The sequence below is a fragment of the Cytobacillus oceanisediminis genome (assembly GCF_022811925.1).
GTDB classification, from domain to species: domain Bacteria; phylum Bacillota; class Bacilli; order Bacillales; family Cytobacillaceae; genus Cytobacillus; species Cytobacillus oceanisediminis_D.
On sequence record NZ_CP065511.1, the window covers coordinates 2271403 to 2293481 of the forward strand.

The window sequence follows — 22079 nt, forward strand, 5'->3', positions numbered from 1 at the left end:
TTGTCACAGACAAGTTAACTATGGTGGAGAAACGGAGAACCCATGCTTTTATGCACTTTCATTCCTGGAAGTGTTATTAAAGTATGGGTTTTGTTTTTTTGGCAGTTAATATTGTTGTCAATTCTATCTTAGGGGGAACCTAAATGTTCAAACTGTTTAAGCCTGCTCCCCCAATTGAAAGATTGCCTGAAGAACAAATTGATTCTGAGTATAAAAAACTTAGATTTCAAGTATTTCTGGGAATTTTCATTGGTTATGCAGCGTATTATTTGATCCGGAAAAACTTCTCACTGGCTATGCCGTACTTTATTGAAGAAGGATTTTCCAAAACTGAACTTGGCTTTGCGCTATCCGCTATTTCTATATCCTACGGGATCAGTAAATTTGTTATGGGCACCTATTCAGACCGAAGTAACCCAAGGATATTCTTGCCTGCTGGTTTAATTCTGTCAGCTATCATTTCTTTATTAATGGGATTTGTTCCTTTCTTTACTTCTTCTGTTGCTATTATGTTTATTATGCTTTTCTTAAATGGGTGGTTCCAGGGAATGGGCTGGCCGCCATCTGGACGTGTCCTTGTACACTGGTTCAGCATCAATGAAAGAGGAAACAAAACAGCAATTTGGAATGTAGCCCATAATGTCGGCGGGGGGCTAATGGCACCTCTTGCCGTGGCGGGTGCAGCGATGTTTGCAGGCATAGCAGGAAGCTCTTCTTCAGGATATGAAGGTGTATTTATATTACCCGCGCTTATAGCCATTGTTGTTGCTTTCGTGGCATACTTCCTTATTCGCGATACTCCACAGTCGGTTGGACTTCCATCCATTGAAGAATATCGCAATGATTATCCAAGTAAAACCAGGAAAACTTTTGAAACAGAATTAACAACAAAAGAGATTCTTTTCAAATATGTATTAAATAATAAGTGGGTTTGGGCCATTGCTATTGCAAATATTTTCGTTTATTTTGTCCGATATGGTGTTCTGGATTGGGCACCAACTTATTTGAGCGAAGAGAAAGGCTTCGATATGAGCAAGTCCAGCGTAGCCTATTTTCTATATGAGTGGGCGGGTATACCAGGAACACTATTATGCGGCTGGATCTCAGATAAGTTTTTCAAAGGGCGCCGCGGTCCTGCAGGCTTTGTGTTTATGCTGGGAGTATTGATCGCTGTTCTTGTTTACTGGTTTAATCCGGCAGGAAATCCAATGATCGATATGATTTGTTTGATTGCGATCGGCTTCCTTATTTATGGTCCGGTAATGTTAATTGGCCTTCAGGCTCTTGACTTTGTTCCTAAAAAGGCTGCTGGTACTGCAGCAGGTTTAACTGGTTTGTTTGGCTACCTCGGAGGTACTGTAACAGCTAATGCGTTAATGGGTGTTATGGTAGATGCATCTGGATGGGATGCAGGATTTATGCTATTAACTGCATCTTGTGTCCTTGCAGCCCTCATCTTCGCTGTAACATGGAATGTCCGTGGTCAAGAAGTCGTTAAAAACCATCATTAAGATAATGAAGAAAGTGTCTGTCATTGGGCACTTTCTTTTTTATATGAAACTTTAAAATATCTTTTCTAAGATGATGTCATTGTAAAAACATTCTTGACTAAAAGCAAATTATGGAATATATTTTAATTAACAATTAACAAAATGTTAATTAAAAAAAGAGGTGAACCAATTTGAAGAATCAATTTATAACCCCAGAAGGTTATACAAGTGATATTGCGGTTTTTACAATCACATCTGAACAAGTTGGAGAGTATAAACCTCCCAAAAAAGAGCTGAAAATCATGCTGATTAAAAGAAGCGAGCTGGACCATGAAGGAAATCTAAACATGGAAGCAGGGAAGTGGGCGCTCCCCGGAGGATTTGTCCGGCCAGGAGAGACTGCATTTCAGGCAGCGGAGCGCAAGTTAGCGGAAGAAACTGGAGTGGAAGGACTGAAAATAAAGCATTTTGGTGTCTATGATTCTCCTGGCCGTGATCAGCGGGGATGGATTATTTCAAATGCACATTATGTCATTGCAAATGAAGCGGCATTAAGGAGCCGGAAAAAGACTTATGATGCTTCTGAAATTGGGCTGTTTACGCTTGAAGAAGCACTTGAACTTGATCTTGCATTCGATCATCGGACCATTATGGATGATGCACTTTGGTTTATTAAAAAAGATATGGCGCTCACAACACTGGCCAAACACTTTCTTCCTGAAGAATTTGTGCTTTCTGAACTGCAGGGGGTCTTATTGACGGTTTTGGATGATCCTTCGATTTCGACTGATGCTGCCTTTTTCAGAAAAGCACCGACTCTGCCTTTTATTGAAGCGGTATCGGAAGACGGAAAGCCCAAGAAATCAAACCGCTATTCAAAAACGCCGGCTCAGCTTTATCGATTCAATGATTTCCAGCCGATTGTGTCCGTGTATAGAAATAAGCTGCAAGGGTGAAAAGCAAATCATATAAGGGGAGAGATTCACATGGGGATTTTTAAGAACTGGACGCGGTTTGAAATAATATGGCTGATCACTTTTACGCTGGTTAACATTTATCTTTTCTTTGCCTGGTCGGATTCACTGCTTGGCCTGATTTCATCCATAAGCGGAATGTTATGTGTGGTGCTGGTGGCAAAGGGGAAGATTGCAAACTATTACTTTGGCATCGTGCAAACCTTAACTTATGCTTATATTGCATACGGATATGGTCTTTATGGAGAAGCCATGCTCAATGCCCTGTTTTACTTTCCGGTGCAATTTATCGGCATTTATCTGTGGAGACAGCATAAAACAAATCGGGATGTTAAAGGGGAAGATGTGAAAGTTAAAAGCCTGACTAAAACAGGCTGGCTTTATACATTAGTATCTATTGTCGTCCTTACAATTGGATATGGATTTTTCCTTAAAAATTTAGAGGGCAATTTTGTCTGGACGGACTCAGCTACAAACGTCCTTTCTATAACAGCGCAAATACTGATGCTGAAGAGATTTGCGGAGCAATGGATTCTCTGGATTTCCGTTAATGTATTATCCATTTTCCTTTGGGCGAGTGCTCTCATCACACAGGGCGGCAATGACTTTTCGATGTTAGTCATGTGGACTGCATTCCTGGTCAACAGTATTTATGGTTATATCAACTGGCGGAAATTATATGTGAAACAGAATAAGGAGGCGGTTTAAATGACCGTTGGGTTTATTGGAGGCAAGTTTCTTCCCCTGCATCTTGGCCATGTCTATGCCATCGTGCGTGCCTCATCCATAGTTGACGAACTGTACGTTGTGCTGTCCCATAGCGAACTGCGTGACAGACAATTGTGCCAGCATTCAAAAATGGATTATATTCCGCCTCATATCCGATTGCGCTGGCTCAGCCAGTTAATAAAAGATATGCCACATGTAAAGGTAATTTCCATCAAAGATGATCAAGGGAATGATGATTACAATTGGACTGAAGGTGCCCGGCAAATAAAAATGGCAATTGGAAAGCGCATTGATTATGTATTTAGTTCAGAGTATGAATATAGTGATATCTTTAATGAACTATATCCAGAGGCGAAGCACGAATTGATTGATCCGAAGCGAGGACATGTGAACATATCGGCAACAGCGATCCGAAATGAAGGCGTCTTTCGCCATTGGGAGTACATTCCTGACTTTGTAAAACCTTATTTTGTTAAAAAGGTTGTTGTGGTGGGAACGGAAAGCTGCGGAAAATCTACTCTGACGAGGAATCTTGCTAAAATCTACAACACTTCCTATGTAGAGGAATATGGCCGAATCGTATGCGAAGAATTAGGCGGCTGCGATGGGATTATGGTTAAGGAAGATTACCACAAAATTGCCTATGGCCATAAGCTTGAAGAAATCAAGGCGATTGAAAAAGCGAACAGGGTTGTTTTTATCGACACAGAGGCAATCGTGACTCAATTCTACTCCAACCTTTACAACAATGAGCATCAGACAGTGCTGGATGAAATAGCGGTCCTGCAGGATTATGACCTGTGGCTATACCTTGAACCGGATGTGAAATGGGTGGATGATGGACTTCGGGTTCATGGGGAGGATGAGGTAAGGAGTCAAAACAACAAGACTCTAAAGGCACTGTTGAACAAACATAAAATTGATTATAAAACCCTGAGAGGAGATTATAAGGATCGGCTTCAGGGGGCTATAGGGCATATTGATGAGCTGCTAAAACTTTAAATAAGTGATTGACAAAAAAGATAATATTATTTATCCTTTTAAAAAACCTAATGAAATACTTTCATTCGTATAACTCCAATAATATGGTTTGGAGGTCTCTACCAGGAACCAATAATTCCTGATTACGAAGAAGATACATGTGCTGTATTTTCTTCGTAATCAGGAATTTTTTTTTGTAAAAAAATCTAGGAGGTCCAGCTATGAATTTTACTATTATGCCTAAGATTGAACTTCACTGCCATTTGGACGGAAGTGTCAGACCAGAAACCATCATTGATATCGCGAAGAGAGAAGGCATCAGCCTGCCTTCTTTTGATAAAGAAAAAATCAAAGAAGAACTAATTGCCCCGTTGGATTGCGAATCCTTGGATGAATATTTAAAAAGATTCTCCATCCCTAACTTAGTCATGCAGTCAAAAGAAAATTTAAAAAGAATATCCTTTGAGCTCTTTGAAGATGCAGCAAAAGAAAATGTGAAATACATGGAGGTCCGCTTTGCCCCATTACTTCATACACGAGAGGGATTATTTGTAGAAGAAATCATTCAAAGTGTGATCGAGGGAATGAAAGAGGCAGAAGTACAATTTGATATTAAAGGAAATATCATTTTGTCATGCATGAGAACGATGAGTGTGGAGAGTGCTTTTGAGGTCGTCGAAAAGGGTAAGATCTTCCTTGGAAAAGGGGTTGTCGCCATCGATTTGTGTGCTTCCGAAGAGGAAGGCTTCTGCGGAAAATTCATTGAACCGATCGCGCTGGCCAGAGAATATGGCTACAGAGTCACCATTCACGCCGGTGAAACGGGAATCGGTAAAAATGTGCTGGAGGCCATTGAAATGCTGGGGGCTGAAAGAATCGGACACGGTGTATTTATTAAAGACTGTGAAGAGGCTTATAAGCTTGTAAAGGAAAAACAGGTAGTGCTTGAAATGTGCCCAACCAGCAATGTCCAAACAAAAGCAGTAAATCAATTTAGCGAACACCCCATTTCCGACTTCCATCGGGATGGAATAAAAGTAACGGTTAATACGGACAACAGAACGGTATCGGATACAACGATGGCAAAGGAATGTGATATTGTTTCCAATGAATTTGCAATGAGTGCTGAGGATTATAAACAAATTTATATGAATAGTGTAGAAGCAGCTTTTGCAGATGAAAAGACAAAAGAAAAATTAAAGAAATATTTATTAGACATTTAAAAATTAATTTTGCCTAATAAAAGATAGATAAAGACGAAAAAGCTCGTTTGACTGCTGAACAGAAAGCGAAAATAAAAGTGCCTGCTCCCGGCCGCTTTAGAGCGTTAATGATGATGGGGACGGGCACCTTTTTTAGGTTAGTTGGTTGGTTGGGCGGCTTTTTCTGGAGTTTCTATGGCCGGGTCGGAGGAATTGGGATGATTTGCATTCTGCTCGGAATTGCCTATTTCCTTTCGCTTATCATTAATCATGGAAACTCCGCTGCTGTGGAAGGGTATAAGGTAAAGAGGTTTTCTTAAAGAGATTGTTTTATTTATAGGCTGGTCTAACCCTGAATAATCCTTCTGCCTTAAAGCATGAGTGATTGTTTCTTACAAATATGTTGAAATAGTTTGTTTATCTTTAAGTTTATAAATCTCTAACCTGTGTGTGGGGATATGCCCCTAGTTTTTACACCTTGACATGGTAGAGGTCGCTGGTGGGAAACATACAATACCCCCTTGATAATCTATTATCAAGGGGGTATTTATAATAAAAGGAAGCAAAAGGGATTCCCATTCAAAAAGGATGACCAAAAGCTATGCTTTTGAGGTACCCTTTTTAAAATACTAAATGTCTATGCTGCTTCGGACTCTTTGGAGTGAACTTTTTTCATAAACTCATTAACATCTGCTGGTACTCTGCGATCAAGTTTGGAGACAATATAGACAGAAAGGAATCCAATTGGGACAGTAATTAATCCTGGAACATTAAACTGCAGGAATTCAGGAAGGGTAGATTTAAAGAATATCATATACATGGAGGCAATTAACCCCATTACGAGACCTGCTATTGCTCCTTTTTCTGTCATCCCTCTCCACCAAATGCCCAATATAAATATTGGAGTAAATGTACTGGCTGCTACTGTAAATGCAAGTGCAACCAGGTGCCCAATGGAAGCTTCTTTTACCATGAGTCCAAGAACGCCATATAAAATCCCCAGGATTACAATTGAAACTTTACCTGCAATTACGCGCTCTTTCTCTGTAATGTTCTTCCGGAAGAATGTTGCATATAAATCATGGGCCAAGGCCCCTGAACTCGCGATAAATAAACCAGAAAGATTTGAGAATACCGCTGCAAATGCCCCAGCGATGACAAGGCCAAGCAGCCATTCCCCGCCAAGTGCCTGAGCCGTAGAAGGTACTACCATATTGTTTCCGCCAGCGATTAGATCCTTCATTACTCCTGGGTCGGCATTGCCGCTAAGGAAAATTGAGCGTCCAACTACTCCAAGATACACAGCAAAGAAAAAGAATACACTTGCAATGCCGATCGCCATAAGAGCCGATTTGCGGGCTGCTCTGGCACTTGGATTTGTATAAAAGCGAAGCAGGATGTGAGGAAGCCCAATCGTACCGAGTGAAAGGCCAATTGTCATTGATATTGTCTGCCAGAAAGATGGGAAGTAATTGCCGGTACCTGTCCAAACAGCTCCATCAAATGGAATATCTTTACCGTCAGGAGTAAACTCTGAAGAACCTGCAATAACACCTTTAAATTCATTAATAGAAGCAAGTATCTCCTGATAATGTAGTCCGCCATAAATGGCAGCACCTACCATAAGAAGAAAAGCCCCAAGTCGAATCCATAACTCCAGAGCCTGGTTAAGAGTGGTCCCCTTCATACCGCCAACACCTACATAAAAAATCATGACCGAACAAGTAAATATAATCCCAAATTCATAGCTTGTTCCAAAGAACATACTTAAAATTTGTGCAGCTCCAAGCAGCTGGGGTGCTGCATAGAAGCCGGAAATCGCAAGAACCACAGCCACTGCTGCGAGACGGGCACGTTTGCTGTGAAAACGATAGGCTAAAAAGTCTGCAACTGTAAAGGCCCCAAAACGGCGAAGCGGGCCAGCAACGAAAATGGCAAGGAGAGTCAGGCCAATTGAAAAGCAAAAGGCATAGTAGGCACCATCATAGCCTAGCTGATAGGTCAGGCCGGCAATTCCAAGAAAAGTCGCAGCGCTTAAATAGTCTCCGCCAATTGCTGAACCGTTTGTAAACCAGCCGAAGCTTCGCCCCCCAACAAAATAATCAGAAGCAGTTGCGCTTCTTTTTGATAAATATGTGATATATACAATCGTCCCCATTAGGAGTAGGGTTAATAGAAATTTAGGTTCTAGTAGCATGGCTGTCACATGATTCTCCTCTCTTTAGAATAAGCTGCCGGATTGCCAGAACTATTTTGATTGTTCCTTAAACGCTTTTCGTAGAGAGATGTATGCACGTATGCAATGATAAAAGCCATCGCCATTGCGACAATACTAGTTAAAAACCAGCTATATGTCATTCCGCCCCACATGCGCGAGAACATGAAACCGCCTGCAAACCAATTTAATATCGGAATTGAGAGGATAAAAATATAATATAAGACCGTAAGTCTAAGACCTGTACTGAATTCACCCTTCATGATTTGCCTTGTTTCTGGATCAAGCGGTTCAAGTTCACTAAAGTCTATTGTTTCTGCCGCTACATAATTGTACTCAGTATATTCCCCAGCCATTCTGTACTCCTCCTTATTGTATAAGCTTTTGCCGTCTATGTGTCCCTCCTTCGTTCGGCAAAGTTCTATAATAAAACTGATTTTACTTTATTAGGAGTGCGTATACCTTACAATAAAATATCAGAAATATACAAATATTTAATATAGTCTAATTTTTATACTATAATTTGTTTAAGGAAATAACTTTGAGGTCCCCATCAAAGATAGGGAAGAGGGAAGAGAGAATGTATTCTATTAGTCTGGCAGTAGAAGATCAGCATGAGTTTGAAAAGCTTGCAGACTGGATTTTAGAGGAGTTTAAGGAGAACTGCGTACTGATTGAAAAGGAGATCAAAAACCTTGATATGGATATTGCGGTTATCGAAGTAAGAAAATGGCACGACTGGGTAAAAATACACCGATTTCGTAAACGGAATACAAAATGCAGGATTATACCTCTGCTTGATCCGTCATTATTATATACTTCCCCGCTTGCTATTGAGTTCAAGCTGAGACATCTTTTAGTGAAATCCGTTAAGAAGCATATTTTTATACGTACGCTGAAACGAGCCATTAAGGATCTCTCAAATGCGGGTACAAAATTCATTGAATACGATGAATTACATAATCAGATTGAAAAGATGCATAAAAAAGAACACAATAATTTACCTTTTCAAGAGGCATTTTTACGCCGGTTGTTGTCTGGTGATGTAAAAAATGAAGAGGAGTTAATTCAATCCCGCTACTTTCTTTCAGGAGAGGAAATACCAAACTTGGTTTGTTTCATTCAGGGATTTGTCCGCTGCCCTGCCAGAAGGGAAAAGGAAGGCTGGCATGCACCCGGGCTAATCCAGACATTTTTAAGAAAGCGTTTCAATGAACAGCGAATCTCATTCCTTCCATACCGTAAGCATCTCCTCATGCTAGTCCAGGTTCCTTTCGGGTATGTATCCTTAAAGCATTGGAATGAAGCAGAGAACGTGATTCTTGATGCTGTTGAAGCTTTGGAGAAAGAGTATGGAATTCACCTTTATATAGGTGCAGGATCCATCTACCGTGAACCGCTGTTCCTCAATCAATCATATCGGGAGGCATGTAAAGCCAGGCGTACTTCACCTTATGAAAGGCTTTCGCTGCGTTATTTTGAAGAGATAACAAAGGATGAACAGATCCAGAAATGTACAGACTATATAGCCCAGTATTGTACAGAAGATCTTTCAATTAAGCGGGTAGCCGATCAAATTAATCTTAGTGTGCCGTATTTCAGTCGTATATTTAAACAAGAAACAGGGAGAAACTTTGTTGAATATGTCACATTTGTTCGTATGCAGCGTGCAGTATGGCTTTTACGCCATACTAGCCATACAATTGAGTGGATCGCTGAAGAACTTGGGTACAATACACCAAATTATTTTAGCGGTACATTTAAGAAATATGTCGGGCTTTCTCCCAGGGAATACAGAGCCACAGAAGAAATTATCTTTGTTTAAAGCTGTTTTCTAAAAAGGAAAAATCCGGGATTTCCCCAAACCATATACGTATTATTATAAAGGGCGAGATAACCTTGAATAAAATTAATTATTTTATCGCTTTTATTGGAATAATTTCAATTTTTATAGTGGGTTGTTCAAACGTAAAAGAAGATGAAGAACTAAATATAGAAGTTCAAAAGTGTATTGGTGATGAAAATAAATACGATAGCTTTAAAGTAATTACTAATAGTGAGCAAGTTAAAAAAGTCAGAGAGATCCTAAATAGTATTGATTGGGAAAATGCAAAAGTAGATATGGCAAACTCTGCTGATTACAGATTTGCATTTCAATATAAAAATCCTGAAATAGAAGCAAAAGCTGTGTTGTATGAACTTTGGATAAGCCCAAATAAAGATAAGGTGGAACTTGTAATAGATGCTGAAAGTAAATATGTTCAATTAGACAAGAATAAGTCAGCCGAATTATTTGAAATCCTCACTGGTGGAAAATTATCTGACCTATATTAATAATTTGTCCTCAATTGGAGGTATTTTATTATGTAATTCTTAGCCTTGCCAGTGTCCTTTAAAGGTGCCTGTTCCCGGTTCCCTTAATGCGTTAATGACGTGGTAGACAGGCACTCTTTTCAAGGTACCATTTTCTCCAAAAATAACTCCACTATCAAATTTATCATTTACACAATTTTTATAAACAAAGCCTAGAAATTAAAAATGAGCCTCAATTTATCAAAAATGAAGGCTCATTTTTAATTCGACACTTATATCCCGCCACCAGCAAAAATACGGGGGGGGGGGCTTGGGATGGATATTTAGGTATATTGATTAAGGAATGTAAGCGAAGAATACAAAATTAGAAATCAAACTTAATAATTTACAGAATAATGTGTATCATTAAGATAGAATTGAAGATTGTATCGCTATTATTAAAGGAGTGCTTGTCCATGTTTAGGGTGGGGGTCGTCGGTCCAAAATCCACTGTAGAAAGAATCATACATATCGCACAAGACTTAAAGTTAGATGTAATTTTTTTAACGTATCCTTATAAAGAAGTGCGGGAAACTGAAGATATAATAAGAAATAATAATAACAATGTTGATTTGTGGATTTTTTCAGGGAAAATTTCTTATAACATTGCATGTGAAGCGGTAGGAAATACTGAAAAACAAATATATATCGAACATACTGAAGCTGGAATTTTCAAAGGGCTTTTGGAGTTCGCATACAAAACGGGTTCTTTTTTAGATCATTTAAGTATAGATGAAATTTCAAAAAGTCATTTAGAGACTGCTTTTAACCAACTCAATATTAATCCCGAAAAGATTTATGTGAAAACTTTTTCCGAAAAAACTTCGACTGAAGAATTAATAGGTTTCCACAGTCATTTATGGGAAAATGGTGAGACAAAAGGAGCAATCACTTGTTTTGAAGAAGTTTATTTACAACTTAAAGAAATGAGTGTTCCTGCATTCAGAATTTCAACAAGTGATATTGAAATCCGCCATACATTAAACATCCTTTCTGAAAAAATAAAGACTTTCTACTTTATGGAGTCCCAAGTTGCAGTTCAGCTATTTGAAATGGCACATTTGGAAAATCATTTCAAAAGTTCGAAACAAACATATCAGCTCCAGTATATGGAATTGAAGTTAAAAGAGATTTTAATAAACCTAAGTGAACGGTTGAATGGATCACTAATTGAAAAAGGGCTTGGCCGTTATTTAATATTTAGTTCGCGCGGTGATAGTGAACGGGAAATACAAAAAATTGAAGAGACAGTAAACAAATTGATTTTGGAGTCTGGGTTGAAGGTGGGTGTAGGCATAGGATTTGGTGAAACAATATTTTCAGCGGAACTGAATGCAAACAATGCACTAAAACAATCCAAAGAGAGGTTTGGTTCAATTATTATTATTCACGAAAATGGTGAAGTCGTTGAAGTAGATAGTGAAAACATAGAAAAGATGGATTTTCCGTATTTTAATGATAAAAGCTTTATGACTAAACTTAAAAACGAGAAAATCAATGTTAAACATTATATTGAACTATTTGCTTTAATAAGGAATGCAGGAATAAAAGAATTTACAGTTAAAGACATTTCAATTCAACTATCTAAGGATGAAAGAAATACAAGACGTTTCATAGAAAGCTTATGTGATGCAGGTTTAGCTGAATGTACCGGGGTGGAAGAATACCCGGCGAGGGGAAGACCGAGACGCGTTTACAAACTGACAAACTCACCAAATAAAGTTGTTTAAGACTGTTGGGAATAATCACCTCAACAGTCTTTCTAATTTTAGGATAATAACTGAGAAAAAATTGTCTAAAAATTTTAAATTGTTATTGCGTTTCATGGATGCGTTAAAATATAATTTATTTTAGGGTAAACATTAACTATTTACCCTTATGTGAATGATGTATTCGATATTATTTAGTTTAAGGGGAGATTTTATTTATGGATCACATGGGTTTGGTGTCTTTAATACCACCGATTATTGCAGTAATTCTCGCAATACTTACAAAGAATGTTATCGTGTCCCTGTTCTCCGGAGTGTATATTGGAGTCCTGATTCTTGTGGGAGGCCGTCCTCTCGAAGCGACAATGGAAGTAATCGGAAACTTTATATTTCCGCAAGTAGCGGATAGTTACAATGCAGCAGTTTTAGTTTTATTATTCTTTATTGGCGGGTTTGTAGCACTTATGGAGAAGTCGGGTGGAGGGGCAGCACTTGCCTCAGGTGCCATAAAGTACATTAACACTCGTGCGAAAGCACAAATCTCTGCTTGGTTTGGAGGAATTATCATTTTCTTTTCCGATTTGGGCACACCACTAATCGTTGGACCGGTTTTTGAAAAGATTTTCGATAAAGCCAAAATCTCAAGGGAGAAGCTTGCATGGATCATCGATTCAACGTCATCTCCCGTCGCAGTACTAATCCCATTCATCGGATGGGGAGTATATATTATGGGGCTAATAAAAAAAGAATTTGAATTGCTGAACATAAACACATCTGAATTCAGTACGCTTATTCAAGTCATTCCATTTCAGTTTTATGCACTATTGACCGTTTCAATGGTGCCTCTAGTGGCGTTGACGAAATTGGACTTTGGACCGATGGCAAAGGCGGAAAAAAGAGTGCAGCAAACGGGCAATCTGTATTGGCCAGAGTCGAAACCTCTTAGAAAACCAGAAGATGTGGAGGCGATTACAAAAAATGGACATGCCGTATTAATTTGGCTGCCGCTATTGGTATTATTTATCACCCTTTTCGGATTGTTAATTTCATTCGGCTTCCCGTTTGAGCCGGTACCAGGAAATGAATTCAGGGTTTCTTTAAGTGCTGCATATTTATTTGCAGCGTTATCGATTGTCGTCTTAATGATTATGTACAAAGTGAAAAAGTTCGGCGAGATTATTGATATTTATACAACTGGAATGCAGAAAATGGTTTACGTTGCAGTCACACTTGTCCTTGCTTGGTCGCTTGGCAAAGTAATTAATGAAATGGGAACTGCAGCGTTTATAGTTGAGGCGATGAAAGGAAATGTTCCATCGTTCATCATACCTGCAATCTTATTCTTAGTCGGAGCGGGGATGTCTCTTGCATCCGGGACGTCATGGGGGACATTTGCGATTATGCTCCCAATAGCCATTCCCATGGCTGTAGGTCTCGATGCGCATTTGTTAGTTTGTATAGGAGCTGTTTTGTCAGGTGGTATCTTCGGAGATCACTGTTCACCAATTTCCGATACGACGATCTTATCGTCAACAGGGGCAGGAGCGGATCATATCGATCACGTAAAAACTCAGTTTCCATATGCACTCATTAATGCATCGATTGCATTAATCGGATTTGTCGTTGCCGGGATCACAGGAAGTGCATTCACTTTAATCTTGACGATAGTACTGCTTATAGCAGCTGTTTTTGTATTATCCAAAATACACACAAGAAAGTATAGTGAAAGGGTTGAATTATAAGTGAAACTTTGGGGCGGACGATTCACTAAACGTGAAGATGAAATCATGGAGAAATTCAATACATCTTTACCTGTTGATAATAGGCTGTATTATGAGGATATAACGGGAAGCATTGCACACGTAAAAATGCTTGTGAAATGTAAATTACTTACAGAGTCTGAAGGTGATTTACTTATTAGTGGGCTCGAATCGATCATGAGCGATATAGAGTCCGGTGTATTGAAAGTGGAAGGCGAATATGAAGATATCCATTCTTTTGTTGAAATGAATTTGACATCGAGAATTGGTGACACAGGAAAGAAACTTCATACTGCACGAAGCAGGAATGACCAAGTGGCGATTGACATGAGGCTTTATGCAAAAAATAAAGCCGGAGAAGTGGTGACAGTCCTTCAGCAACTTATCCATTCATTAAATGAGAAAGCAGCAAATAATAACGTCATTATGCCTGGATACACACATTTGCAAAGGGCACAGGTCATAACATTCGGCCATCATCTCGGTGCATATGTTCAAATGTTTAGCCGTGACAAAATGAGAGTCCAGAATGCCATTGCCATTTTGGATGAAAACCCGCTAGGATGTGGTGCATTGGCGGGTACAACACACAACATCGACCGTCAAATAACAACAGACCTTTTAGGATTCGCTAAACCGGTAGACAATTTTTTAGATGGGGTAAGCGATCGGGATTACTTACTAGAACTCATGTCAAGTTTTTCAATTATGATGATGCACTTGAGCCGCTTAAGTGAAGAACTCATTCTCTGGAGCAGCCAGGAATTCAAATTTATCGAAATGGATGATGCCTATTCAACAGGCAGCAGCATCATGCCTCAAAAGAAAAACCCGGATGCAGCTGAACTTATTAGAGGCAAGACAGGCAGAGTATACGGTTCCCTCTTTTCGTTGCTTACGACTCTGAAAGGATTGCCGCTCACATACAACAAAGACATGCAGGAAGATAAAGAACAGTTTTTTGATGCAGTCGATACAGTGATAGATTGCCTTGAAATTATGTCAAAAATGATTGATACGCTCCTGGTAAAGGAAGAAAACATGAAAGCTGCCATTAAAGCAGGTTTCTTGAACGCAACCGAAGTTGCAGATTATTTAGTGAGCAAAGGGACTGCATTTAGAGATGCTCACGAAATCGTCGGCAAGCTCATTATCTATTGTGAAGAGCAAAAGAAGGCGATTGAAGATTTAACGGTCGAAGAGCTGGCGCAGTTTAGCAGCAGCATAACAGAGGATATTTACGAATACATTGACTATGAGAACATATTAACCAAAGGGAACAAAAAACTTATCAAGCAGATTTCGGGATAAATTTAAGCAAACAGGACCAATCAGAGAGGGATTGGTCCTGTTTGCTTGCCCGTTAGAAATCGTATCGGTATGGACCTGACCATTTTTCAAAAAAATCAATTATCATAAGGGAGGGCAGGATTGCTATTCTTGCCGGAAATGTACCTGACCCTGGCTGAGATAATATGTTAATGAGCGAGGGGACAAGTACCTTTTTTCAGGATAGAAATATACCTCAATAATTCATTATTCAGATGCAAACAATTTAAGCTCTTCAGCATCAAATGTTATCGTTCCTTCGTATTTCATGCCGATCTTTTCAAGAAGTCGTGAGGAAGCATGATTGTCTAAGGATGTGATGGCCAAAATCCGTTTCAGACCCAGCTGCTCATGACCATATTTCAATGCAGCAGAAGCTGACTCGAACCCATAACCTTGCGTTTGATATGTGGATAAAAAAGCAAAGCCAATATCAACATTGTCTAATGTATCTCGTTTTATCAATCCGCACATTCCAATAGGAGTGCTTCCTTCTTTTCGTTCAACCAGAAAAAGGCCAAAGCCCAGCTGGGAGTACATTTTCATGGGGCCGGTAACAATATAATTCTTAGCATCCTCAAGCGTACGTACACCTTTATCACCAATATAACGAAGCCATGCAGGTTCATTTAAAAGTTCTAGAATGAATGCTGCATCATCTGGTGTTAACCAGCGAAGAATTGTTCGATCTGTTTCAAGTACTTTCAATTATATAAACACCTCATTCTTTTCTATTCTGTTAACCATTAAGATTAATTATTTACTTTTCAGGCATGCTATAACAAATATACATCTTAAATTATTATTAGAGCAAATTGAATTTTCTTATTTCTTGACTGGTAATTCTCCCATTGATTCACTAATGAGTTCTCCCTGTAAACCTGTTAGCCTTGTAAGTGGCCTGTTTTTGCCTAAAAACTACAAACAGGAGGTTTACAAATGAAAAATTTAGTAACTTTTGTTGCTGCCATTTCACTCATTATGGGTTCATATAGCGTGTTTCCTGCAGATCATTTCGATGCTGAGACAGTGGATCAGAAAGCTGTAGAAACACTAACATATAAAAAAGTTGAGGTTGACGTGAAGGAGTCATCATCAACGGATCATCGCTTCATCAAAGAGGAAGAAAAAAAGCTGCTTGCCCGTCTTGTACAGGCTGAAGCAGAAGGGGAGCCGTTTGAAGGGAAAGTTGCGGTTGCTGACGTGGTGCTGAATCGTGTTGAGCACGAACAATTCCCGGATACAGTCAAGGACGTTATTTATCAGAAGAATGCTTTTGAACCTGTTCAAAATGGTTCCATCAATGAACCAGCAAGTAATGAAGCAGTTCAGGCCGTTGAGACAGCTCTTATTGATAAGGAGCAAAACGAAGAGTTCCTATATTTTTATAACCCTGAAACAGCTACAAGCCAGTGGATCTTTTCACGTGAAGTTGTGAAAAAAATAGGCAATCATGCATTTGCTATATAGAGGCGCGTACAGCATAAAAAGCTGCGCGCTTTTTTTGTTGGAGAAAAAATGAAATTGGAGAAGGAATATAGAGTAAGATAGCGAAAATTATTCAAGGTAAATACTTCCAATAAGGGGGATGATTAAGATGGAGATCATTGTAAAGAAATTACCTGAAACAGAAGTAGCGTATATCAGGCGTACCGGAAGTTATTTTGAGCCGCAGGATCATTGGGGAAGACTGATTAGCTGGGCAAGCAGCAATAATTTAATCCCGCCGCAGCAATCTTTTATCGGCATCTCTTTGGATAATCCTAATCAAGTGGAAAACAAGGATTGCCGCCACGATGCTTGTGTTACCATACCGGAAGGATTTGATAAAGAGAATCATAAGGAAATAAAGTTCAAAAAACTGGATGGCGGGGATTATGCTCTTTATCCATTCTATGATACCCCTGATAAATTGCATAATGCCTATCAATACATGTTTGGAGAATGGCTGCCAAATAGCGGTTATGACCCGGATTACGATAGACATAACCTTGAATTTAATCTTAATAATCCTGCTGACGATGCAGAAGGGAAATGCAGGGTTGATTTATTTGTCCCAATAAAGAAATGAATTTACTGATGTACCTATAATAAGCCCTGATTGAATCTTTACATAAGATTCACTAATTATTAGCAGGAGGCAAATAAATTCCAGCGAATTATTTACCACGACTTTGGAGGAGGTGTATTTTATGCTTAATATAGCATGGGGCTTTTTATTATGGATGTCAGCAACTATATTATTCCGTTTATTTGGACAGATTTTTTTAATTTCTGGACAGGTATTTTTAGTGCTTACGATTTTTATTCTGGCAATCCCTTTAATTACAATTGCAACCTATCCTTACTATTATCTTAGAAAAATTCCAGAAACAGAACGTATCAAGGCAGCTGTGCAAATTGCTCTTCCAGGAATGCTGCTGGATATATTAAGCATTATTTATTTTGCAAAAGTGTTTCCTAATTTAACTAATGATTCTCTTCCTTTATTCGCTTCCTGGCTTCTTTGGGCGTATAGCCTGATATTATTATCAGGGTTTACAATAAAGGTAAGATCAAAGGATGCCATTTGAGAAAAGGTGCCGGACCCTCATTAAGGGGCTGTTTTTATCCTAAAAACTACAAACAGGAGGATAATTTTGTTGTTGCATTTTTACTCATAATGGGTTCATATAACGTTTTTCCTGAGAATCATTTTGATGCTGAGTCAGTAGTTCAAAAGCCAGCAGAAACATTGATATATATAAGTTGATGTCGACACGAAAGCTGCTTCACCAGCGGATCATTGTTTTATTAAAGCTGAAGAAAAAAGCTGCTAGCGAGTCCCGTACAGGCTGAAGCAGAAGGCGAACCTTTCGAAAGTAAAGTGGCTGTTGCTGAAGTGGTATTAAATCGTGTTGAGTATGAACAATTTCCAGATATAGTGAGGGTGTTATTTATCAGAAGAATCATTTTGAACCGGTTCAAAATGGTTAATTAATGAACCTGCCAGTCATGGAGAAATCAATGCCGTTGAGGTAGCTCTTCATAATGAAGAGAAAAACGAAGAGCTTCTATACTTTTACAATCCCTGAAACTGCTACAAGTGAGTGGATCTTTTCCCGTGAAGTGGTGAAAAAAAATCGGTAATCACGCATTTGCTATTTAGTAAGCACTTACAGCATAAAAACTGAACGCTTTTTTTAGACTTGTCCCAGGCAGCGTTAATAGGTTAATCAGCAAAAAAACAGGCACCTTTTTCTTGGGAATCTGTCATCAAGGCTTGGAGTTTTGGTTTTCAATATTTACAGAAGTACCGAGAGTCCTTTCTTCTGGTACCTTTCTGAAAAATCTTGCCCTTTATCCAATCGCTTTTCCAGGCATTTTTTTCATTACTGTCTGGATTCGCACTGGTCACCTCCCTGCAAGCAAAAATGCAAATGGAATTCCCAAGCATCTGCTACCTGATAAGCGCACTCCCAGCCTTTATTGTCACTTTTTCAGAGAACTTTCTCCACTGTGGGAATCACTACTTCATTTATATGTAAAGATATTAGAAAATTAATGCATGTATTTGGAATATATTGTGTTATTTTAATGCGCTAATTCGAAAGAGAAAAGGCACCATTTAAACAATGAGGAAATTCGCCCACAAATGAAACAATATAAAAAAGCTTTGAATCAACAGTAGAGTAAACATTGAAGTGTGTAACCGGAAATTTCCCCATCAGATTACCATATTCTTTTTTAAATAGGACAAGATTTTAAGTGTAACTTGCAATTATTCACAAGATTAGAATTTATTAATGTGATGTACAAAATATGGAAATGCACTGAAGCTTTTAGGATATTCTATCCGCCAGAACTTTCAAATTCTTCACATAAACATGGGAAGTCTTCCTCTGATTCATAATCGTTGCGGTGATGGTTTCCGCATGTTTTTTTATCCTCTTCACAAGAAACGATCAAAGTTGGTTGAGGGGCAGGCTTGCATCGATTTTCATTGATATCTCCAATTATACTTACACTAATAGTACCTAATTTTTCTCTAATCACTGTTGCCTGTATACTGAAGATCGCTTTAAATACGATTCTGCCTCCTTCGTGTCCCTCGTGTGGAATGACTTGTGGGGGCAATACTCCTTCTAGAACAGGGGTGGTATGTTTTAAAGTATCACCCGGGCATATATTTTCACACATGACCTCTTCCTGAAATGATAAAGTAGTTTTTTTCACACATTTTCCGTCAACAATAACACTGCCTTTAATAAATCCTTGAATGATTATAAGGTCTTTCATTAATGTACCATTGATTTGAATGGTTGTTAGGTCAGGAATAAACTGAATGTTCGTACATTCGGTTTTTCTTAGACTGGTATTTACATAAGCAATAAGCTTTACTTTTTTAGAACATATTACTGATTGAATAAGTACGGCTTCATTTGTTAGACATGCGTCATTTTTTAGATCCATTAAAAGAACCTCCTGTTTAACGAATTTTCAACAATGTCATTATATGTTTATCACCAAAATTGGCTACAAATGACTTATATCTAATATTATGTATCTGAAGTTATTAATATTGCTTCATTCCAAAAGGGAAATAACGAGAAAGGTTATAATTAAATAGGCTCGCAAAGGCACCTTATTATACCTATAAAAAACTTAACCGGACTAGGAAAGTACGGCTAGTCCGGTCAATTTTATTGAAGCTTAAGCAATCTCTAAGCTTTATCCGTTGCCATTAAAGAATGTTACTGTTCTGGAAGTTGGTGTTGTAGGTTGAAGTGTTGTACAACGATCTGGATTAATATCTCCAAGTACAGTCACACCAGCTTGAACAAGCTTTTCGCGTGAAACAGTAATTTGAGTCCTGATGATGACTTTAAAAGTAATAAAACCAAGTGCTGCCACATCACCTACCGTAATACCCGGAGTGATGACAGGTTGAAGGACGGCCTCAATAACTGGAACTGTTTCCTGTAAATCGTCACCTGGACATGCACCAGGGCATTCAGTTTCAACCTGGAAAGGAAGATTTAATGATAAGGTAATTGGCAGTTCGACACCCACAATATTAAGGTTAGCTGTAATTGGAACATAGCCTGAATTAATTACTTTACCCTCAATTAATGTCCCTCTCATTACGATGCCATTAGGGTCGGCATTTATATTACTAAATGAGATTAGTGACAGATCTGTTATCCCTAAATCTGCGGCTGGTACAGATAACTCTGCTACCTTCTGAACATTCTTAGTACAAATAACAGATAATACTTTTAAGCATTCTATGCTTGGGGATGGACACGGCTGCTGCGCCTTTGGTGGGCAACATTGTGATGCTGCTTGTTGATTATTACACACAAAGTCCAAATTAATTCAACTCCTTTTGTTATTTTTAGAACAATATATACTATGAATGATGTAGTGGCGGGGAATAGTTGTTTTATTCATTTTTTTTAAAAAAGGCTTTATTACTATGATCTTTAATGATTTAAAACTAGAATTTCATTATTTAGTAGAGAGAAAAGAAAGAAAAGGGATTTCGTCAAACAGGCTTATATAGATAATGATAATTACTTGTTATCCTGCTTTCAGGAAATTAGTATTTATAAATAAATAAATAAATAAATAACCGTCCATGAAGAGCTTTGTCACTCTCATGAACGGATAAGTTTGTTTCTGTCTTATTTATATTTATCCTTCATACATATAGGGCAGTATTGTTTATTATAAACAGCAATACGGTTAGAAGCTCTAATCTTAAATTCCTTCTCATTAAAATAGACAAATGCCTCTATTTTAATATTGTGATATGTTTCCCTTTGTAATAGGATCTCAAAGTTATTGATTGAAACATAATTCCCAGGTATAATATTCATTTTATTAATTGGACAAATCCAGATTTCTCCCCGTTCTTTTGCACTTGATGACCAATTGCTATCCATAAACTTCCATTGTGGTTCCACTTTGTTCTTTCCAGCTTTTTTATTAGATAGATTATAAGCTTTAATATTTGCAGTGCCTACTGGAAAAAAACGAATGCAAATATGGGGGTTTTCTAATGGCTTAAGCCCCGTATTTTTTATAAAAAATGTCCCTTTTATTGAACTTGCTTTATTTCTATATAAATGAAGCGCATAGTCAAAATATCCAATACACCTATATTCCTTTTTTACTTCATGTTGCTTGGAGGTATTATCATTATTTAATGGAATTAAGAAACGGTTGCGGAATTCAATTTGCTTAGCTTCATTGGTTTGTTTAATCTTTGACTCTAACTCCGAAAGCATTTGTCCAAGAATCCCTTTAAGTACAGTTGGTTTTTCACCTGAGTTATCTTTACTTACAAACTTTGTATGTTCAATTTCTGGATCCTTTTTTTCTGATAAAGTTTTTAGTTTGGCTTCTAGACGTTCATTCTTTTCTTTAGCCAGAAGCAGTTTTTGTTCAAGTAACAAAGACTTTTCCTTATAAAATTGGAGATAAGATAACAAACTTTCGCTTCTTGGTAGGTTCTCCTGAATACTCAATTTACCCCTCCCATTTGTCCTGACCATTAATCTATATGATAGAAGCCTTTTGTTATATACATGATTACACTCTTAAAATATATGTGATTGGGACATCTTCCATAAAAATGTATTACTGTTTTGAAATATAATATTTTGGATTATTAAATTAAACTACTCTAGGACAATTTCCTTTTCATTTTTTTCATATATTGATATCAGATTGTATGGAAGGGAATGATATTCTTTGTCTTATTATTATTATGATTTTTGTTGTGATATGAATTGCTGTTGTATTGATGAACACATTTGTTACCATAAATGTAAAAAGAAAAAGCGCAGATGGGAAAATCACCATGAAGAAAGTTGTTTAAAGAAACACTGCATTGAAAAGGACGATGATGGATGCTGTTGTAAAAATGGCTGCATAGAACAGTGTTATGATGAATACGGTTGTAAAAAGAAAAAACACCGTTATGAAGAGGACGATATTGAATGCTGTTGTAAGAAGAAAAAACGCCATAATGAAGAGAACGATGATGAATGCTGTTGTAAGAAGAAAAAACGCCATAATGAAGAGAACGATGATGAATGCTGTTGTAGAAAGAAAAAACACCAGTATGAAGAGGACAACGATAAATGCTGTTGTAAGAAGAAAAAACGCCATTATGAAGAGGACGACGATAGATGCTGTTGTAAGAAGAAAAAACGCCGGTATGAAGAGGATGATGAATGCTGTTGTAGGAAGAAAAAAAGCTGTTATGATGATCATCATCATGAATTTTGTTGCAAGGAAAAAAAACTATTCTACAACCTTGATCAAAATTAGTTTGTAATAAAGGTGCCT

The 22079-nt window shown here is 38.0% G+C and carries 21 protein-coding genes and 1 riboswitch; of the genes, 15 read left to right on the forward strand and 6 right to left on the reverse strand.

Annotated elements, in window-relative coordinates; all coding sequences use genetic code 11:
• Positions 1–143: 143 nt before the first annotated feature.
• The 5 genes from glpT to add all read left to right on the forward strand — a co-directional run bounded on the left by glpT (position 144) and on the right by add (position 5397).
• Positions 144–1511 carry a glycerol-3-phosphate transporter gene (gene glpT / locus IRB79_RS11615; protein WP_243508560.1) on the forward strand — a complete coding sequence of 456 codons (1368 nt, stop codon included), beginning with the start codon at positions 144–146 and terminating at the stop codon, positions 1509–1511.
• 170 nt (positions 1512–1681) lie between these two features.
• Positions 1682–2446, forward strand: coding sequence for an NUDIX domain-containing protein (locus IRB79_RS11620; protein WP_243508561.1), 765 nt, complete (start codon positions 1682–1684; stop codon positions 2444–2446).
• Between the two features lie 30 nt (positions 2447–2476).
• Positions 2477–3172, forward strand: a complete 696-nt coding sequence (gene pnuC / locus IRB79_RS11625) for a nicotinamide riboside transporter PnuC (RefSeq protein WP_243508562.1) — start codon at positions 2477–2479, stop codon at positions 3170–3172.
• Positions 3173–4195, forward strand: a complete 1023-nt coding sequence (gene nadR / locus IRB79_RS11630; protein ID WP_243508563.1) for a multifunctional transcriptional regulator/nicotinamide-nucleotide adenylyltransferase/ribosylnicotinamide kinase NadR — start codon at positions 3173–3175, stop codon at positions 4193–4195.
• Between the two features lie 45 nt (positions 4196–4240).
• A riboswitch (purine riboswitch) is annotated at positions 4241–4340 on the forward strand.
• A gap of 55 nt (positions 4341–4395) precedes the next feature.
• Positions 4396–5397, forward strand: a complete 1002-nt coding sequence (gene add / locus IRB79_RS11635) for an adenosine deaminase (protein WP_243508564.1) — start codon at positions 4396–4398, stop codon at positions 5395–5397.
• A 616-nt stretch (positions 5398–6013) separates the two neighbouring features.
• On the opposite strand, the gene IRB79_RS11640 is transcribed toward add, so the two are convergent.
• Positions 6014–7582: a sodium/solute symporter gene (locus tag IRB79_RS11640; RefSeq protein ID WP_319003797.1), complete on the reverse strand. Its 1569-nt coding sequence runs from the start codon at positions 7580–7582 to the stop codon at positions 6014–6016.
• Complete coding sequence (locus tag IRB79_RS11645) at positions 7579–7947, reverse strand: hypothetical protein (RefSeq protein WP_243508565.1); 369 nt, start codon at positions 7945–7947, stop codon at positions 7579–7581. The genes IRB79_RS11640 and IRB79_RS11645 overlap by 4 nt, the downstream gene beginning before the upstream one ends.
• Before the next feature lie 224 nt (positions 7948–8171).
• Here IRB79_RS11645 and IRB79_RS11650 point away from each other — a divergent pair, with 224 nt between their 5' ends.
• From IRB79_RS11650 to argH, 5 genes are all read left to right on the forward strand, one after another.
• The gene (locus IRB79_RS11650; RefSeq protein ID WP_243508566.1) at positions 8172–9416 is read left to right on the forward strand and encodes an AraC family transcriptional regulator; all 1245 of its coding nucleotides are present in this window, start codon (positions 8172–8174) and stop codon (positions 9414–9416) included.
• A 74-nt stretch (positions 9417–9490) separates the two neighbouring features.
• Positions 9491–9925 carry a YhfM domain-containing protein gene (locus IRB79_RS11655; RefSeq protein ID WP_243508567.1) on the forward strand — a complete coding sequence of 145 codons (435 nt, stop codon included), beginning with the start codon at positions 9491–9493 and terminating at the stop codon, positions 9923–9925.
• A gap of 434 nt (positions 9926–10359) precedes the next feature.
• A complete protein-coding gene (locus IRB79_RS11660) occupies positions 10360–11673 on the forward strand; it encodes a hypothetical protein (protein ID WP_243508568.1) in 1314 nt (437 codons plus the stop codon).
• 197 nt (positions 11674–11870) lie between these two features.
• Positions 11871–13394, forward strand: coding sequence for a Na+/H+ antiporter NhaC family protein (locus IRB79_RS11665; protein WP_243508569.1), 1524 nt, complete (start codon positions 11871–11873; stop codon positions 13392–13394).
• Entirely contained in the window at positions 13395–14723 is a 1329-nt protein-coding gene (argH, locus tag IRB79_RS11670; protein ID WP_243508570.1) for an argininosuccinate lyase, read from the forward strand. It begins immediately after the preceding gene.
• 225 nt (positions 14724–14948) lie between these two features.
• Here the strand turns inward: argH and IRB79_RS11675 are convergent, their stop codons facing one another.
• The gene (locus tag IRB79_RS11675; RefSeq protein ID WP_243508571.1) at positions 14949–15449 is read right to left on the reverse strand and encodes a GNAT family N-acetyltransferase; all 501 of its coding nucleotides are present in this window, start codon (positions 15447–15449) and stop codon (positions 14949–14951) included.
• A 231-nt stretch (positions 15450–15680) separates the two neighbouring features.
• Here IRB79_RS11675 and IRB79_RS11680 point away from each other — a divergent pair, with 231 nt between their 5' ends.
• The 4 genes from IRB79_RS11680 (at position 15681) to IRB79_RS11695 (ending at position 17721) form a co-directional block, all read left to right on the forward strand.
• Positions 15681–16211, forward strand: coding sequence for a cell wall hydrolase (locus tag IRB79_RS11680; protein ID WP_243508572.1), 531 nt, complete (start codon positions 15681–15683; stop codon positions 16209–16211).
• Between the two features lie 127 nt (positions 16212–16338).
• Positions 16339–16812 carry an AraC family transcriptional regulator gene (locus IRB79_RS11685; RefSeq protein WP_243508573.1) on the forward strand — a complete coding sequence of 158 codons (474 nt, stop codon included), beginning with the start codon at positions 16339–16341 and terminating at the stop codon, positions 16810–16812.
• 121 nt (positions 16813–16933) lie between these two features.
• Positions 16934–17314 (forward strand): DUF5367 family protein, encoded by a 381-nt coding sequence (locus IRB79_RS11690; RefSeq protein ID WP_243508574.1) that lies wholly within the window; start codon positions 16934–16936, stop codon positions 17312–17314.
• Between the two features lie 308 nt (positions 17315–17622).
• Positions 17623–17721, forward strand: coding sequence for a hypothetical protein (locus tag IRB79_RS11695; RefSeq protein WP_243508575.1), 99 nt, complete (start codon positions 17623–17625; stop codon positions 17719–17721).
• 851 nt (positions 17722–18572) lie between these two features.
• Here IRB79_RS11695 and IRB79_RS11700 read toward each other — a convergent pair.
• The 3 genes from IRB79_RS11700 to IRB79_RS11710 form a co-directional block, all read right to left on the reverse strand.
• Positions 18573–19193 carry a hypothetical protein gene (locus IRB79_RS11700; RefSeq protein ID WP_243508576.1) on the reverse strand — a complete coding sequence of 207 codons (621 nt, stop codon included), beginning with the start codon at positions 19191–19193 and terminating at the stop codon, positions 18573–18575.
• A 258-nt stretch (positions 19194–19451) separates the two neighbouring features.
• Positions 19452–20093 (reverse strand): hypothetical protein, encoded by a 642-nt coding sequence (locus tag IRB79_RS11705; protein WP_243508577.1) that lies wholly within the window; start codon positions 20091–20093, stop codon positions 19452–19454.
• A 314-nt stretch (positions 20094–20407) separates the two neighbouring features.
• Complete coding sequence (locus IRB79_RS11710) at positions 20408–21253, reverse strand: hypothetical protein (protein WP_243508578.1); 846 nt, start codon at positions 21251–21253, stop codon at positions 20408–20410.
• Between the two features lie 470 nt (positions 21254–21723).
• Here IRB79_RS11710 and IRB79_RS11715 point away from each other — a divergent pair, with 470 nt between their 5' ends.
• Positions 21724–22068: a hypothetical protein gene (locus tag IRB79_RS11715; RefSeq protein ID WP_243508579.1), complete on the forward strand. Its 345-nt coding sequence runs from the start codon at positions 21724–21726 to the stop codon at positions 22066–22068.
• Positions 22069–22079: the final 11 nt, after the last annotated feature.